The organism is Bacillus sp. E214 (genome assembly GCF_008087365.1).
Classification (GTDB): domain Bacteria; phylum Bacillota; class Bacilli; order Bacillales; family Pradoshiaceae; genus Pradoshia.
On record NZ_VENN01000001.1, the window covers coordinates 1,087,699 to 1,103,564 of the forward strand.

At 36.0% G+C, this 15,866-nt stretch carries 14 protein-coding genes and 1 pseudogene; 3 read left to right on the plus strand and 12 right to left on the minus strand.

Annotation, left to right across the window (positions count from 1 at the left end; all coding sequences use genetic code 11):
• Positions 1 to 73: 73 nt before the first annotated feature.
• The 3 genes from FHY47_RS05010 to FHY47_RS05020 form a co-directional block, all read right to left on the minus strand.
• Positions 74 to 1,216, minus strand: a complete 1,143-nt coding sequence (locus FHY47_RS05010; RefSeq protein ID WP_148629770.1) for an acyl-CoA dehydrogenase family protein — start codon at positions 1,214 to 1,216, stop codon at positions 74 to 76.
• A 202-nt stretch (positions 1,217 to 1,418) separates the two neighbouring features.
• Complete coding sequence (locus FHY47_RS05015) at positions 1,419 to 1,709, minus strand: YxcD family protein (protein WP_066103535.1); 291 nt, start codon at positions 1,707 to 1,709, stop codon at positions 1,419 to 1,421.
• Entirely contained in the window at positions 1,697 to 2,140 is a 444-nt protein-coding gene (locus FHY47_RS05020) for a hypothetical protein (RefSeq protein WP_148629771.1), read from the minus strand. Before FHY47_RS05020 ends, FHY47_RS05015 begins: the two co-directional genes overlap by 13 nt.
• A 250-nt stretch (positions 2,141 to 2,390) precedes the next feature.
• Here FHY47_RS05020 and FHY47_RS05025 point away from each other — a divergent pair, with 250 nt between their 5' ends.
• A complete protein-coding gene (locus FHY47_RS05025; protein ID WP_066103533.1) occupies positions 2,391 to 3,266 on the plus strand; it encodes a phosphatase PAP2 family protein in 876 nt (291 codons plus the stop codon).
• Between the two features lie 330 nt (positions 3,267 to 3,596).
• Here FHY47_RS05025 and FHY47_RS05030 read toward each other — a convergent pair whose 3' ends face one another.
• Complete coding sequence (locus FHY47_RS05030) at positions 3,597 to 4,385, minus strand: SDR family oxidoreductase (RefSeq protein WP_066103531.1); 789 nt, start codon at positions 4,383 to 4,385, stop codon at positions 3,597 to 3,599.
• Between the two features lie 152 nt (positions 4,386 to 4,537).
• On the opposite strand from FHY47_RS05030, the gene FHY47_RS05035 reads away from it, so the two are divergent.
• Together FHY47_RS05035 and FHY47_RS05040 are read left to right on the plus strand one after the other, a co-directional pair.
• Positions 4,538 to 5,461: an NAD(P)/FAD-dependent oxidoreductase gene (locus tag FHY47_RS05035; protein ID WP_139891873.1), complete on the plus strand. Its 924-nt coding sequence runs from the start codon at positions 4,538 to 4,540 to the stop codon at positions 5,459 to 5,461.
• A gap of 184 nt (positions 5,462 to 5,645) precedes the next feature.
• Positions 5,646 to 6,038: a DUF1648 domain-containing protein gene (locus tag FHY47_RS05040; protein WP_066103528.1), complete on the plus strand. Its 393-nt coding sequence runs from the start codon at positions 5,646 to 5,648 to the stop codon at positions 6,036 to 6,038.
• An 82-nt stretch (positions 6,039 to 6,120) separates the two neighbouring features.
• On the opposite strand, the gene FHY47_RS05045 is transcribed toward FHY47_RS05040, so the two are convergent.
• The 8 genes and pseudogenes from FHY47_RS05045 to FHY47_RS05080 all read right to left on the minus strand — a co-directional run bounded on the left by FHY47_RS05045 (position 6,121) and on the right by FHY47_RS05080 (position 15,703).
• Positions 6,121 to 7,161 (minus strand): aldose epimerase family protein, encoded by a 1,041-nt coding sequence (locus FHY47_RS05045; RefSeq protein WP_148629772.1) that lies wholly within the window; start codon positions 7,159 to 7,161, stop codon positions 6,121 to 6,123.
• Between the two features lie 215 nt (positions 7,162 to 7,376).
• Positions 7,377 to 8,360: an aldo/keto reductase gene (locus FHY47_RS05050; protein ID WP_066103523.1), complete on the minus strand. Its 984-nt coding sequence runs from the start codon at positions 8,358 to 8,360 to the stop codon at positions 7,377 to 7,379.
• Between the two features lie 31 nt (positions 8,361 to 8,391).
• Complete coding sequence (mmsB, locus tag FHY47_RS05055) at positions 8,392 to 9,555, minus strand: multiple monosaccharide ABC transporter permease (RefSeq protein WP_066103520.1); 1,164 nt, start codon at positions 9,553 to 9,555, stop codon at positions 8,392 to 8,394.
• Positions 9,552 to 11,087 (minus strand): multiple monosaccharide ABC transporter ATP-binding protein, encoded by a 1,536-nt coding sequence (gene mmsA / locus FHY47_RS05060; protein WP_066103518.1) that lies wholly within the window; start codon positions 11,085 to 11,087, stop codon positions 9,552 to 9,554. Before mmsA ends, mmsB begins: the two co-directional genes overlap by 4 nt.
• Before the next feature lie 80 nt (positions 11,088 to 11,167).
• Positions 11,168 to 12,247 (minus strand): multiple monosaccharide ABC transporter substrate-binding protein, encoded by a 1,080-nt coding sequence (gene chvE / locus FHY47_RS05065; protein WP_066103515.1) that lies wholly within the window; start codon positions 12,245 to 12,247, stop codon positions 11,168 to 11,170.
• A gap of 107 nt (positions 12,248 to 12,354) precedes the next feature.
• A complete protein-coding gene (chvE, locus tag FHY47_RS05070) occupies positions 12,355 to 13,434 on the minus strand; it encodes a multiple monosaccharide ABC transporter substrate-binding protein (protein WP_066103512.1) in 1,080 nt (359 codons plus the stop codon).
• A gap of 221 nt (positions 13,435 to 13,655) precedes the next feature.
• Complete coding sequence (locus tag FHY47_RS05075; RefSeq protein ID WP_375138406.1) at positions 13,656 to 14,723, minus strand: GntR family transcriptional regulator; 1,068 nt, start codon at positions 14,721 to 14,723, stop codon at positions 13,656 to 13,658.
• Between the two features lie 408 nt (positions 14,724 to 15,131).
• Positions 15,132 to 15,703 (minus strand): annotated as a pseudogene (locus FHY47_RS05080) (nucleotidyltransferase family protein).
• Positions 15,704 to 15,866 lie beyond the last annotated feature (163 nt).

Sequence of the window (15,866 nt, forward strand, 5' to 3'; positions counted from 1 at the left end):
CCTCCTATTAATTGAATATAGTACTCTTAAATCTCACCTGACCTTGAGTCCAATGCTAATTCACTTTCCCCCATTAAAGTCCAAGGTTCTTAGCAATGATCGTCTTCATAATTTCATTTGTACCGGCATAAATACTGGCAACCGGGGTATCCCTGAATCGTCTGGCAATCTTGTATTCTTCCATGTAGCCATATCCACCGTGTAGCTGCATGCATTCAACCGAGATGCGTTTAGACATATCTGTTAATTTCCACTTGGCCATTGAGACTTCTGCTACTATATTCTTCCCGGCTATATGATCTGCAATTAATTGATCAAGAAATACTCTTCCCATTTTTATGTCGGATGCGATTTCAGCCAGCTTAAACTTCGTATTTTGAAAATCACTGATTAATTTTCCGAATGCTTTCCTTGACTTAACATAATCGAGCGTCATCTGAAGCATATCCTCAGCAGCAACCTGAGCTGAAATAGCTACGATTAACCGTTCCTGCTGGAGCTTATCCATCATATACATAAAGCCTTTCCCTGCTTCTCCCAACAAATTTCCCTTTGGTACGATACAATCCTCAAATAGGAGCTCCGCTGTATCCTGGCAATGCATACCCACTTTTTCTAGTTTACGTCCTCTTGAGAAGCCTTCCATATCTCTTTCGACAACAAGTAGGCTTATTCCTTTATGCTTGGGTATAGCATGTAAATCCGTTTTACAAGCTACAATGATGAGGTCTGCGTGGATTCCGTTCGTAATGAAGGTCTTCTGTCCATTTAAAATATAATGGTCCTCTTTTAATTCTGCGTATGTAGATAAGGAAGCAAGATCAGAGCCTGCACCTGGTTCTGTCATGGCAATAGCTGTGATGATTTCCCCGCTGACACATTTGGGAAGCCATTTCTCCTTTTGTTCTTTCGTACCATAGGCGTTAATATACGGCACAACAATATCATTATGGAGACCAATCCCGATTGTACCGGAACCAAGGCGCTCGAGTTCTTCATTAATGACAACTGATATACCCCAATCCGTTTCCAAGCCGCCATATTGCTCTGGTAAATCCGGGCATAAATATCCCTCTTGACCAAGCTTGGACCAAAATTCTCTTGGAATCAGTTTCTCTTTCTCCCACTGGTCATAGTATGGATACGCCTCTTTTTTTAGAAACTTTCTAAAGGATTTTCTAAATATGTCATGCTCTTCATTTAAATAAGGATGCATCTTTTATTTCCTCCTATATGTATGTAAGCGCTTAAATAATTTCTTATGCTTTTTATATTAGCGACCAATATGTATAAAGTCACGAACATTTTTATAATTTTCTAAAAATACGTAACAGTCCCAGTCAATTGATGAATAGACTGATTATAAGCTAATCATTTTAAATAATAAAAAAAAGAGGCCTAAGCCTCTTTTCATACTTTTATTGAACGTAGGCAATAATGCCTTCCTCGTCATCTAATTCAAGTTCAATAGCTGCAGCAAATGGATCCATATTCAGCTCATGCTCAATATAAAAACGCAGTGCTTCAATCATGTTTGCGGTGATTAGAATTTGGGATCTTCCATTAACATGTGCTTCTGCGGAGAACCCATATTTATCGTCATACAATAATTCAATTTCAACTTGTTCAGGATTGACTTGCTTTTTAGCTGCGATATAAACACAAAGTGAATTAATAATCTCATTCTCTGAAATTTTTATTGTCTCCACGTTCCGTCAACCTCTTTTCGTGGACGGTTACTACGTGTAAAGATTTTTTTGATTAAAGCAACAATCAGCAAAATTGCAAGTACATTCAATAATAAACCAAGTACGGATCCCATGGCACCCATATTAGCTAGCAAACCGCCGAATAATAAACCGGCAATACCGCCAAACATCATACTTTTCATGAATCCACCTTTATTAAATGAATTTGTTTTAGTTGCTTTGGCATTGCTGTTTGTTGTTGATTTTTGCTTATTAACTGTTGAATTGTTTTGGTTGAAATTAGATTGGTTATTATTTGAATTGAACGATTTTTTACCTGAACGGTATGATTTTGCACTAACCTCGTGTGAAGTTCCTACAAACGCATGTTCAGCCACCGGTGCAAATACAAAGGTAACCAACATAAAAGCAGTTAACATTTTCTTTAACAAAGTAATTCCTCCTGTAATTCTAGTAGTCAGGCTTAGTTTCCCATATTTGTATTTACGAATCAAGTTTTAAGAAGTTTCATTGTTTTTCATTTTTCTTCAAAATTTATATAGATTTTTATAAAATTTGTAAGCTTATCATTCAATTCAAATAAAATATGTAAAAATTGGACCCTTTTTACTATTCCTACAATTCAAAACGTTATAATATATACACTATGAATATATTGAATCAGGAAGGGAACGTCTGTATATGTATCAATCTATGTTTACGATTGCTATCACCATCACGATTATGACGGTTTTTTTAGTTATTATCCTATCAAAGCGTAACCCTTTCATCGTATTTAAGATTTTATGGGATAGCCGAAAGAACAAAAAATCATGGATTCATTTTGCATTACTTGGGACTATACTTTTAATCAATAAACTGGAATTGCAAATAGAGAGCAATTTTATTCATATCGGGGACTATTCTCATATTATTCAGCAGTATGAAGGGCAATTACTGGCTAATTTCCAAAACCTATTGTATAATATTTGGTTAACAGAAATCACAACTTTTTTCTACATCATTATATTTGTCACTTTGATTTCAACATCATTTGTCCTCTATTTCATCCAACAAAACAAGCAATTATTCTATACATTTATTTATGCTGTTGGGCTGAATTATCTTATTGCCATACCCTTTTATCTTTTTTTACCTGTTAATGAGGTATGGTATGTCCATTCTCAGGTACACTTTTTAATCCCGGAAGTTTATCCGGACTTTGAGACTCAATATCGGAATGTATCAGGATTGAATAACTGTTTCCCAAGCCTGCATAACTCGATTTCACTGACTTTATTATTCTTAAGCTATAAGTCGAACAATAAGCCTTTTAAATGGTTTATGACTGGCAGTGTGGGAATAATCATGTTCTCCACTATTTATCTTGGCATACACTGGCTGACAGATATGGCTGCAGGAGTACTTCTTGCTATTACAGCCTTTACGATGGCCAATTTGATCTCTATATTGGTAAGTAAGTCTGCGCGAATGGAAGGGAAAATGACACCCAACCTGCTTTTCATCAAAAATAAAACCGTATCTTCAAAGATTAAATCCGAAAAGCAAGCGAACTAATGTTGAATTATCAACCTAATAGGACTTTAAAGACTTATTCGAAGAGACACCTAAAATTTCCGCTTCTTTATCAGGAAAAGAAAAATCATAGATTAAATCTTATTAAAAAGGAACCATATAAAAGCGGCATCGTTGTTGACGATGCCGTTCAAAATTATTAATGGTTTTCATATAAAGTTCCAAAGAGATTCATTAGAATAACCACTTGCTATGCTGAATAAATTCAAAAAAAATATAAAGCGAATACACAATTATTTATTTCAATAAATCTCCTCATTCAATCTCTATCTTTTACAAATGGACGGGTATTCTTTCAAACTCTAATAGAAATTAAATTCCCTTCACTTTTCCACCATCGACTAATAATACTTGTCCGGTTACATACGTATTGAGCATTGATAACAGAAATACTGCATAGTTAGCAAATTCCTCTGGTTCTCCGTATCGGCCAAGCGGAATTTGCTTTTGTGCATTTTCTTTTACTTCATCTATGGATAACCCTTGACGCTCGGCTGTTTTTTCATCCAAATAGGTTATCCTACCTGTGGATATAACACCAGGTGCAATCGTATTTATTAAGATATGGTCCTGAGCAAATTCAGATGCTAATGTTTTCGTTAAACCGGTAATACCAAGGCGGAATGTATTGGATAACAGCAATCCCTGAATTGGTTCCTTAACAGAAATAGAAGCCATATTAAGAATCCTTCCACCCTGATCTTTCATATAAGGATACACTTCTCGAATCATTCGAACATAGCTTAATAAATTCAATTCAAACGAGTTTTGCCAGTCCTCATCAGATAATTCCATAAATGTCCCTGCCGGCGGTCCTCCTGCATTATTGAGTAGAATATCAATTGTTCCAAACTCTTGCACCGTTTTCCTTACCAAGTCCTTAATTTGTTCAGGCCTTGTAATGTCAACTTCACAATAGACAACCCTGCTTTTTTTGTTTAAAGGGATTAGTTCATTTGCCACTTTTTCTAACTTGTTTGCATGTCTGCCAGTTATCATCACATTTGCGCCCTCTTCCACTAACTTTTGCGCAATAGCTTTTCCTAAACCTTGACTAGATGCAACCACTAACGCGTTTTTTCCTGCTAATTTAAGATCCAATCGTTCAACCTCCATTCTTATTCGGATATCTAATTTTTACATTTCGACCAATTGTTTGTCAAAATACAGTATGAATGGGTATAGAAGGGTATAATATCTTATTTCATCCTGATACTAAGGGATGACGTTAAGCAGGAGGCAATGGTACTACTATGAGAAATTCTTGGGAATGTATTGTTATAGGTGGAGGTATTGCCGGCACTCAGGCGGCAATACAAATGGGCAGAAGCCAAATTAATTGTTTAGTTATTGATTCTAAGGAAGCAGGACGGTCTAATTTATGTAAGGATTATCGAAATATCATCGGATGGCCTGAAGGCGTCAGTGGTGAAGAATTACGAAAAAAAGGACAGCAGCAAGCATCTGAAACAGGAGTTACATTCATCAAATCTGATGTGAAGCAAATATCTAAAAGAGATGATGAATTTTTGGTAACGACTGATAACGAAACGTATCAAACCAAGACTATTTTACTGGCTACAGGCGTTACCGATCGGATACCTGATATCCCCAATATAAGAGAGTGCTTGGGCAGCACCATTTATATATGCACAGATTGTGATGGCTACGAAGCGATGGATAAAAAAATTATTGTGATGGGTGCTGGTGATCCAGGTGCCAATCTTGCAGTATCTTTATTAAATTGGACGGATGTTATAACCTATATCAATCATGAGAAAACACCTGTCTCAGCGGACATTCTATCTAAACTTAACCAACATCATATTACGTACTTAGAAGAGGAAATAGAATCTGTGTCAAAAGAATCAGAGGACTTTTTTACAGGCGTCCATTTAAAAAATGGTGAATCCCTGCAAGCTGATCGAGCTTTTATCGGCTTTGGCGGCAATAAAGTTCATACAGAATTGGCCAGTCAAATTGGTGTTCATATAGAGAATAACAGACATATTAAAGTGGATGCACGAACAAAAGAAACCAATGTTAAAAATGTATGGGCAGCGGGAGATATTGTATCGCACTCCGAACAGGCCACGATTGCCATGGGGGATGCGACACAGGCGGCCATTTGGATCAATAAGCGATTAATGGAATACAAACGAAAAGGATTGTTGTAGACCAGTATATTGGTTATTTTAGAAAGAGAGAGCGGATATTAAACCCCGCTCTCTCTTTTTTTTGTTTATTTAAAGATAATGGTTGCCAAAGTTTTCAATACTTTGTAGGATTCTCGTATAGTTGCATTACGTTTATTTGGTTATATGGTAAAATTAGGTTATCTATTTTAAAAGGAGGGCGTAAATGGTCAAGCATCCCATCGAAAACAAAAAAACATTATTTGAATTTAGTTTTAATATAGTATCTTTAATCCTACTTATAATCATTTTTGTATACATAATGATTAGATGGTCAGATATACCCAATAGTATTCCTATGACATTCGATTCGAACGGTCATGTTTCACATTGGGGGGAGAAAAAAAGCATTTTAGCTCTTCCGTTCTTCGGATTATTAATTTGGTTTGTATTCAATTTCATTGAAAAGGATCCGCATAATATTAACCTACCTTTGTATCGAAATGACGATAAATCGAAAGAGTTAAAATACAATAGAATTCTCGTAAATGCAATTAAAAATGGCATTGTAATTTGTTTTGTCATAGCTAACTGGAGAATTATCCTATCGGTTTTGTAATAAGCAGAGACACAAAAAGAGGACCCAATCTTAAAGGTCCTCGTCTAATCCATTAAAAGCATCACTCTCTTTAAACATAGCCTTATTTAAAAATATATCTCGTATGCGCTTGATATACATCATCTTTTTTAAGTGTGACCGGAGGGAAATCAGGTTGGTTAATAGCATCTGGGAATCCCTGTGTTTCCAAACATATAGCCATATGATGATGCGGACGGACACCCCTGATTTCATAATTCCCTTCCGATTGATTGCAAGTATAAATAACAACGGCTGGTTGGTCCGTTTCCACTAATAATTTACGTCCACTCTCAGGATCGTATAATTCTATTTCTCTATTAAAATTGGAATCCAAAACGAACGGATGGTCAAAGCCATTGCCTGCTAACTCATTTTGTTTGTAGCCACTATCGACACCTTGAGAAATCGGCTTGCTATTCGTAAAATCAAACGGTGTTCCCTCGACAGGAATTAATCGACCAGTCGGAATAGAATCTTCCTTAAGCTCAATATATCGACTGCTTTCGAGCTGTAATTCGTGATTTTTGATTGTTTTGCTCAAGTCACCACTTAAATTAAAATATGTATGATTCGTTAAATTGATGATCGTATCTTCATCGGTGGTAGCTTTATAGCGAATATCAAGCTGATTGTTTTCATTTACTAAATAAGTCGTTGTAACCTCTACCTTGCCAGGGAATCCTTCTTCTCCTGCTTTACTTGTATAGCTGAATTCAACCCCAACAGCATCCTTTTCTTCTACTACTTTATAATCCCAAAGAACATGGCTAAACCCCTTAACCCCTCCATGCAGGTGGTTATCCCCCTCGTTTTTAGTGATCTGGTAGGACTTCCCGTTAAGAGTGAACTGACTATTTGCGATTCGTCCTGCAATTCTGCCGACAACCGCTCCAAAATAAGGTGAATGATTCTCGTAATCTTCCATACAATCAAACCCCAATACGACATTCTCCATATTTCCCTCACGGTCAGGAGCAATAATATCTGTAATCACACAACCATAATTTATAAAACGAACGGTAAATCCTGATTTATTAGTAATTGAAAATTGCACAACTTCCTGATTCTCAATTTCACCAAATACCTTCTGTTCAATTTGCATGTACTTTCTCTCCTTATCATATAGAGGTGTAACCTAATTTTATATTTTGTATGTATTCCTTCACAACAAACGTGATTGAAAACGCTATTATTAGTCTATTTCAGAAGATATAAATTGTGCAAATAAACAGGCATTAGAAAATATATAAATCTCTAATACCTGCTCCTTTTTTATTGATTATCTATTAATCGTTTCAATCTCCCGTTTAACTGGCATTAATAAGGTCCGCGAATATAATCATGTACTTCATTCATATAAAACGTTTGCAGCCTATCTAACTCTTCTTTTGAAAAGGATTTAGTTTGAATCGCCTTTAAATTTTGGTCAACTTGTTGCGCATTTTTAAAACCAGGTATTGCACATGTAATTTCTTCATGGTCCAGAATCCATCGTAAAGCTGAATTAGCCATGGTACCTCTTCCATCCGCAATCCAGGAAAGCTGATTGCTAAGCTCAACTCCTTTTGAAAACTCAAGTCCTGCAAATGTTTCACCAACATTAAATTTTTCTCCATTTGCATTAAAGCTACGGTGATCATTTTCTTCAAATTTTGTTTGGGTGCTGAATTTTCCTGTTAGCAAACCACTGGCCAGTGGTACGCGGGCTAATATACCAACCCCCTGTTTTTTAGCTGTCGGGAAGAGTTCTTCAAGCGGTTTTTGCCGGAATATATTGAAAATGACCTGTAATGCTCTGACACCTGGAATGGTAAGACAGAATAAACCTTCTTCAACAGTCTCTACGCTCACGCCATAATGGCGAATTTTCCCTTCCTGCTGAAGCTTATCCAGCACAGTAAATACATCCGTATTCTTTAAAATATGTAAGGGCGGACAATGAATTTGATATAGGTCAATCCGTTCGCGGCCAAGCCTTTTGAGACTGCCCTCACAATATGCCCGAATTGCCTCTTCCGAATATGTATCTGGATCATGAATATCACCGGCTCGACAAAATTTCGTAGCAATATGGATCGTATCCTCTTTGCCTTTCGTCGCTTCCCTTAACAGTTCTTCGCTTCTACCACTTCCGTATACATCCGCCGTATCAAAGAAGTTAACTCCATTCTCCATAGCGCGATTTAAACCAAGAAGAGCATCCTGGGTATCAGCCTTTCCCCAATCACCGCCAATTCCCCATGTCCCAAAACTAATCTCACTTACAGATAAATCGGTATTGCCAAGTCTGCGATAATTCACTTTCCAAACACCTCTTTTTGTTAAAATAAACTTACGATGATTTATTTTTATTATACACGTCAAACCCTACAGCTAGCAACAATACCAGTCCTTTAATTGTCTGTTGATAATCCACGCCTAAGCCAATTAACGACATACCATTGTTTAATACACCCATTACCAAACCACCAACGACAGCGCCTATAACAGTCCCTATACCGCCATATGCGGATGCCCCGCCAATAAAGACCGCAGCGATCGCATCCAATTCAAAAGAGTTACCCGCTTTAGGAGTTGCTGCATTCAACCGAGCTGCAAATAATAATCCTGATAAGGCAGATAATACACCCATGTTTACAAATACCCAGAAGGTAAGCCATTTTGTTTTAATACCTGATAATTTTGCTGCTTTTTCATTACCGCCAAGCGCATATAAATGTCGACCAGGGACTGTTTTATTTGTAAAGAATGAGTAAGCAACAATTAATACAACTAAAATCACCAAAATATTAGGAATACCTTCATATGAAGCTAGGAAATAAGCAAATATATTCATTACTGCTACTATAAATACCAGTTTTAAAGCAAATAACCACATTGGAAGTACTTCAAAATTGTAAGACTGTTGTTTTTTACGCTTTCTAAATTCACTCCATAATAGTACGAGAGAGATTAAAACTCCGACAATCATAGTCAGTAAATCTAATTCTCCTGTTTTATTCAGCCCCGGTATAAACCCTGTACTCATTTGGCGGAAGGACTCAGGAAACGGAGCAATGGATTGCCCATTGAGAACAAGCATAGTAAGTCCGCGGAAAATCAGCATCCCTGCGAGTGTAACGATAAATGCTGGGATTTTAAGGAATGCAACCCAAAATCCATGCCAAGCTCCTATTAAAGCTCCTATAATAAGACAAAGAATGACAGATAACCAAACCGGCATGTTCATTTCAATCATAAATATCGCTGACATAGCTCCAACAAAGGCTACAATCGAACCAACGGAAAGATCGATATGCCCCAATATAATGACCAACAACATCCCGATTGCTAAAACAAGAATATAACTATTTTGCAGAATAAGATTTGTAATATTAAGAGGTTTTAGTAATATGCCATCCGTTAATACTTGAAATAGCACCATGATAAAGATCAGAGCCAATACCATTCCATACTGTCTTATATTATTTTTCAATAAACTAGTCAGTGTTTTCACAGCTGTTCCACCCCTGTTCTGGTCATGTATTTCATAATTTTTTCTTGTGAAGCTTCATTCCGGTCAAATTCTGCGGTAAATGTGCCCTCACGCATGACATAAATTCTGTCGCATATTCCTAATATCTCAGGCAGTTCTGATGAAATGACCAATACTCCCATTCCTTTGTCGGCCAATTCATTAATAATAGAATAAATTTCATACTTTGCCCCAACGTCAATCCCACGTGTTGGTTCATCCAAAATCAAGATTTCCGGTTCAGCAAAAATCCACTTGCTTAACACGACTTTTTGTTGATTTCCTCCACTTAGATTCATTGCTTTTTGTAAGATACTTGGGCTCTTTATATTCATTTTTTTGCGATATTGCTCTGCTTCAATAATTTCCTGATTATCATTTACAACTAGTTTTTGAGATATTTTACCCAGATTTGCCAATGTGATATTCGTTTTAATATCTTCTTCCAATACAAGTCCATATGATTTACGGTCTTCAGTTACGTAAGCAATGCCATTATCGATTGCTTGTGTAATATTTTTCAGCTTCAGTTCTTTTCCCTTTTTAATTATTTGGCCTGAGATTTTTTTACCATAAGCCTTTCCAAACAAACTCATCGCCAGCTCGGTTCTCCCAGCTCCCATTAATCCGGCTATGCCAATAATTTCACCGCTTTTTATTTGGAAACTTACATCATCAACCACGTTACGATCGGAATTGTTTTCATCCTGAACCGTCCAGTTTTTCACTTCTAATATGGTTTCTCCAATATTTGGTGTGTGTTCAGGATACCGATTCGTTAAGTCACGTCCTACCATCCCCTTAATGATTCGGTCCTCCGTAACACCTTTCTTCATATCAAGAGTTTCGATAGTTTTACCATCACGAAGGATGGTTATCGAATCGGCCACCTTTGCAATCTCATTTAATTTATGAGAGATTATTATGGAGGTCATTCCTTGTTTCTTAAATTCAAGCATTAAATTTAAGAGATTTTCACTATCATTCTCATTTAAAGCTGCAGTTGGTTCATCTAATATAAGTAATTTCACTTTCTTGGATAATGCCTTTGCTATTTCAACTAATTGTTGCTTTCCTACACCCAGTTGATTAACCGGTGTATTCGGTGATTCATTTAACCCAACAATTTTCAGTAAGTCTAATGTTTTTACAATTGTTTCATTAAAATTTATGATTCCATGTTTTGTTTGTTCATTGCCTATAAATATATTTTCAGAGATAGATAGATAAGGGATTAAAGCCAATTCTTGATGGATAATTACAATGCCTAGATTTTCACTTTGCTTAATATTTTTAAATTCACACACTTCTCCATTAAATAAGATATCTCCTGAATAAGTGCCATGTGGGTACACTCCACTCAATACTTTCATTAAAGTAGATTTACCAGCTCCATTTTCTCCGCAAAGGGCGTGGATTTCGCCTTCTTTAATTTTTAAATTCACATGGTCAAGAGCTTTTACCCCAGGGAATGTCTTCGTGATATTTTTCATTTCTAATAAAATTGATGACACGCCATTCACCTCAACTGTATAAATTTAGATGCTGTTTAACCGTTTACATTACAATCAAACAGCATCCGCCATCCATTCTGTTAATTGCTTAGCTCTTCTTCTGTGTAATATCCGCTATCGACTAAAATTTCTTTATAATTTTCTTTATCTACTATTACTGGTTCTAAAAGATAAGATGGTACAACCTTGTTTCCATTGTCATATGTTTCAGTGTCATTTACTTCTGCTTCCTTGCCTTTTAGAACTGCATCTGTCATTTCAACTGCTTTTTTAGCCAATGCTCTCGTATCTTTAAAGATGGAAGAGGTTTGTTCACCGGCAATGATTGATTTTACTGATGCCAAATCAGCATCTTGTCCGGTAATAATCGGTAATGGTTTGCTATCCGATCCATAACCAACCCCTTTTAAAGAAGAAATAATACCAATAGCTAATGCATCATTTGGCGATAAGACTGCATCTACACGATCAGATGAATATTGTGAACTTAGTAAGTTGTCCATACGAGTTTGCGCTGTTGCGCCATCCCAGCGTAAAGTAGCAATTTGCTTCATATCTGTTTGTTTACTTTTAACAACCAATTTCCCAGAATCTATGTATGGTTTTAGAACAGACATTGCACCATCATAGAAAAAGTATGCGTTGTTATCGTCTGGAGATCCGCCAAACAATTCAATATTAAATGGTCCTTTGCCGTCCTTAAGACCAAGTTTTTCTTCAATATAAGAGCCTTGTAAAACACCAACTTTGTAGTTATCAAATGTGGCATAATAACTCACATTATCTGTCCCTTTAATTAAGCGGTCATAGGATATAACCTTAATATCCTGGTCAGCTGCTTTTTGAAGAACTTCTGTCAATGATTCCCCATCAATAGAGGCGACTACTAAAATATCTACTCCTTTAGTAATCATATTTTCAATTTGGGCAATTTGATTTTCAATGACATCTTCGCCATATTGAAGATCTGTTTTGTAGCCTAGCTTTTCAAACTCTTCGACCATATTTTCTCCATCAAATACCCAACGCTCTGATGACTTTGTCGGCATAGCGATTCCAACAAACCCTTTTTCATCACCGCTGGATTTTTCATCGCTGCCACATGCTGCTAAGGTAAGTACCAGTGCAAACATCATCATTGCAGTAACAAATTTTCTCATGTTTTGAACCTCTCCCTTTTGATAAAAATAAAGGTTTCTAATTTATGCTAGCCCCATAAAGCTTGGAATATAGAAACCTTTGAAAAAAACGAGACCCACTATTTCTTTTATTTGCTTAATTCTTCTTCTGTGTAATATCCGCTATCTACTAAAATTTCTTTGTAATTCTCTTTATCAACTGAAACCGGTTCCAATAGATAAGAAGGTACAACCTTATTTCCATTGTCATATGTTTCAGTATCATTTACTTCCGCTTCCTTACCTTTTAGAACTGCATCAGCCATCTCCACTGCTTTTTTAGCTAATGCTCTCGTATCTTTAAAGATGGTTGAGGTTTGCTCACCGGCAATAATAGATTTTACTGATGCCAACTCAGCATCCTGTCCAGTAATTATTGGTAATGGTTTACTTCCAGTTCCATAACCAACCCCTTTAAGAGAAGAAATAATACCGATACTGATTCCATCAAATGGAGATAAAACGGCATCTACACGATCAGTTGAATATTGTGAACTTAGCAAGTTGTCCATACGAGATTGTGCAGTTGCGCCATCCCAACGCAAAGTAGCAATTTGCTTCATATCTGTTTGTTTGCTTTTAACAACCAATTTCCCTGAGTCTATGTATGGCTTTAAGACAGACATTGCACCATCATAGAAAAAGTATGCATTGTTATCATCTGGAGACCCGCCAAACAACTCAATATTAAAAGGTCCTTTGCCGTCCTTAAGTCCTAGCTTGTCTTCAATGTAGGAGGCTTGTAGAACACCAACCTTGAAGTTATCAAATGTGGCATAATAACTCACATTATCTGTCCCTTTGATTAATCGGTCATAGGAAATAACTTTAATATCTTGATCAGCCGCTTTTTGAAGGACTTCTGTTAAAGATTCCCCATCAATAGAGGCAACTACTAAAATGTCTACTTCTTTAGTAATCATGTTTTCAATTTGGGCAATTTGATTTTCAATAACGTCTTCGCCATATTGCAGATCTGTCTTGTAGCCTAACTTTTCAAATTCCTTGACCATATTTTCTCCATCAAATACCCAGCGCTCCGATGACTTTGTTGGCATGGCAATTCCAACAAACCCTTTTTCTTCCCCACTGGATTTTTCATCGCTGCCACATGCCGCTAAGGTAAATACCAGTACAAACATCATCATTGCAGTAACAAACTTCCTCATGTTATTAACCACTCCCTTTTGTAAAATAAGGCTCTCATTCAATTTATTCCCAAAACATTATGAATATAGAAACCTTTCAAAATAATGCATGCGCTTACATTAATATCATACTACTTGTTAGTACAAGTACGCTACATAAATTATTCTCCTTTGCATATTTTTTACAACCATTTGTGAACAAAATAAAAAACCCATTTTGGTGGGTTTTTAAAAAGAAATTCCTATAATTTTCTCGTTGAATTTCGTAATATTAACTCTGGTTTATAACGGATTGAAGGATCTCCATCTACTTTATTTTCAATCAGCTGGATAATTGTTTCTGCAGCTTGTCTACCCATTTCAAATTGTGGATGTCTGATGGTCGTTAATTTCACTTCAGATGCAGTCGCTAAATTTGAGTCATCGAACCCTACAATGGATAGATCATCAGGTACACTAATTCCATATTCCCTAATAACATCAAGAGCAGACAAAGCTATTTCATCGTTATAACAGAAAAGCCCTGTAGGTCTTTGTTCAGAATTTAGTAGTTTCCTAAATTCTTCATTCAGTACTTTATCTTTTTCTATTGTTGTACAAGGTAGGATCATATTGGGTAAGATGGGGATGCTATACTCCCTATGCGCTTTGATAAATCCCTGCATCCTCTTAACACCTTGCTGGTCATCCGTTTTAAAAATACCAGCAATGCGTCCATGCCCCAATTTAATCAAATGTTCTGTTGCCATATAAGCGCCTAATTCATCATCTACCGTTAATCTATAAGGGTGTAGCTCTGGATAATAAGCATTAATCATTAAATATGGTATTTTTTTCCTCTCTAAATTTAAATAATATTTCAGGTTCGGATTATAATAATTACTTTTAGTCGGTTCTACAATTAAACCGGCAATCCCCCTGTTTGAAATATTCTCCAAACACAACTTTTCTTTATTTAAATCATTATTTGTACTATAAAGGAGCAGAGTATATCCTTTACTGCTTAGATAGGACTCAACTCCATTAATGATGGAGGGGAAGATGTAATTGGATATATATGTAGTCAAAAGAGCAATTGTTTTTTCAGATGGTTGATTTGTGTTCCGGTCAGCACAAAAGGTGCCTGAACCTTGCTCTGTATACAACCAGCCTTCATTTACAAGATCATTAATTGCTTTACGCACTGTATGTCTGCTAACTCCAAATTGCTGAGTTAAACTATATTCAGAACTTATACGCTGATCGGGTATATAATCGCCTTCTTCGATGAGCTTCTTAATCTCCATCTTTACTTGTTCGTATTTTTTCATTATATGAATCACCCCTCACTATGAACAAACGCGAATCATGAATAGTTTACCATAACTTGTAAGTACATGTTAGAGGCGTGAGTCATCCAATTCTTACGATTCTGTAGAGTTATATAGTTACAGTTTGATTGCCCATTTCAGCTTCCCTGCTAAATAACCTTGAATATACCCCATGTTTATTCTCAAACAGTTCCCTATGTGTACCTGTCTCAATTACTTTTCCATTTTCCATAAAAATAATTCGGTCGGCTGATAGGACAGTGGAAAGTCAATGTAAAATGATCAGGATGGTTTGCGAATTTTACATTTCAAAAAAAAGAGGAGATTAATAAACGGTAAAATATCAAAATGATAGATTTTATAGAGATACTATTAAAAAGAGGGAACGTAAATGAGAGTCTATCATTCTTAATCAGATATATCGCGAACTTCAATTTTATGCCAAATAGACTTCCAATTCTTTTTTGAAATTCGGTCCTTATAAATAACAGCCAGTTCTTTTGACTCACGAAAATGGGGAGTTGGCTTAACCTCTAAATTTATGACATCATCTAATCCATATGGAGCAATAAGGAATAATTTATTCTCATGATCTAACTTTATCCCTAGAGCTGTCGCTGTTTCTGGGAATTTTGATATGGCATCTTGCGAAGAAGTATATGGAGAAAAGTTATTAATCGTATGCATTCTAGCCTCATTTTTCACAGACCAAGGTATATTAGGCATAATACTAATCAATTTATCTCAAATTCTTTTTCCATATCCTCATTAATTATTGATTTATCAAAATAGATAACATCAACATCCGGTGTTTCAGTACAATCTTTAAATCCGTGCAAAGCATCCCAAATCTTTGAACGTATAAATCCTGCACATATCCACCAGTCAGGTAAATTTAATGTGCTTACAGCCTTTATAATCTCCATCATTTTTTCATCGTTTTGAATTAACCTAATAACATCTGCTTCATTCTTTAACATCTTAAAACCACCCACCTTCCACAATCGAACATATATTCCAATTTTAACAAAAAATATAATCAGTATGCCGTAATATTTTATGCTTTTAAAAAAACACCTCAAAGCAAAAAAATAGATTCCACTCATCCGTTGGAATCCTGCCCATTTTTATTTTTGATATCAA

Bases quoted from the DNA above. Each gene is read 5' to 3' on its own strand.
- FHY47_RS05010 (WP_148629770.1), bottom strand. From the start codon at position 1,216: ATGCATCCTTATTTAAATGAAGAGCATGACATATTTAGAAAATCCTTT.
- FHY47_RS05045 (WP_148629772.1), bottom strand. From the start codon at position 7,161: ATGCAAATTGAACAGAAGGTATTTGGTGAAATTGAGAATCAGGAAGTT.
- FHY47_RS05040 (WP_066103528.1), top strand. From the start codon at position 5,646: ATGGTCAAGCATCCCATCGAAAACAAAAAAACATTATTTGAATTTAGT.
- FHY47_RS05035 (WP_139891873.1), top strand. From the start codon at position 4,538: ATGAGAAATTCTTGGGAATGTATTGTTATAGGTGGAGGTATTGCCGGC.
- FHY47_RS05075 (WP_375138406.1), bottom strand. From the start codon at position 14,723: ATGAAAAAATACGAACAAGTAAAGATGGAGATTAAGAAGCTCATCGAA.
- chvE (WP_066103512.1), bottom strand. From the start codon at position 13,434: ATGAGGAAGTTTGTTACTGCAATGATGATGTTTGTACTGGTATTTACC.
- chvE (WP_066103515.1), bottom strand. From the start codon at position 12,247: ATGAGAAAATTTGTTACTGCAATGATGATGTTTGCACTGGTACTTACC.
- FHY47_RS05025 (WP_066103533.1), top strand. From the start codon at position 2,391: ATGTATCAATCTATGTTTACGATTGCTATCACCATCACGATTATGACG.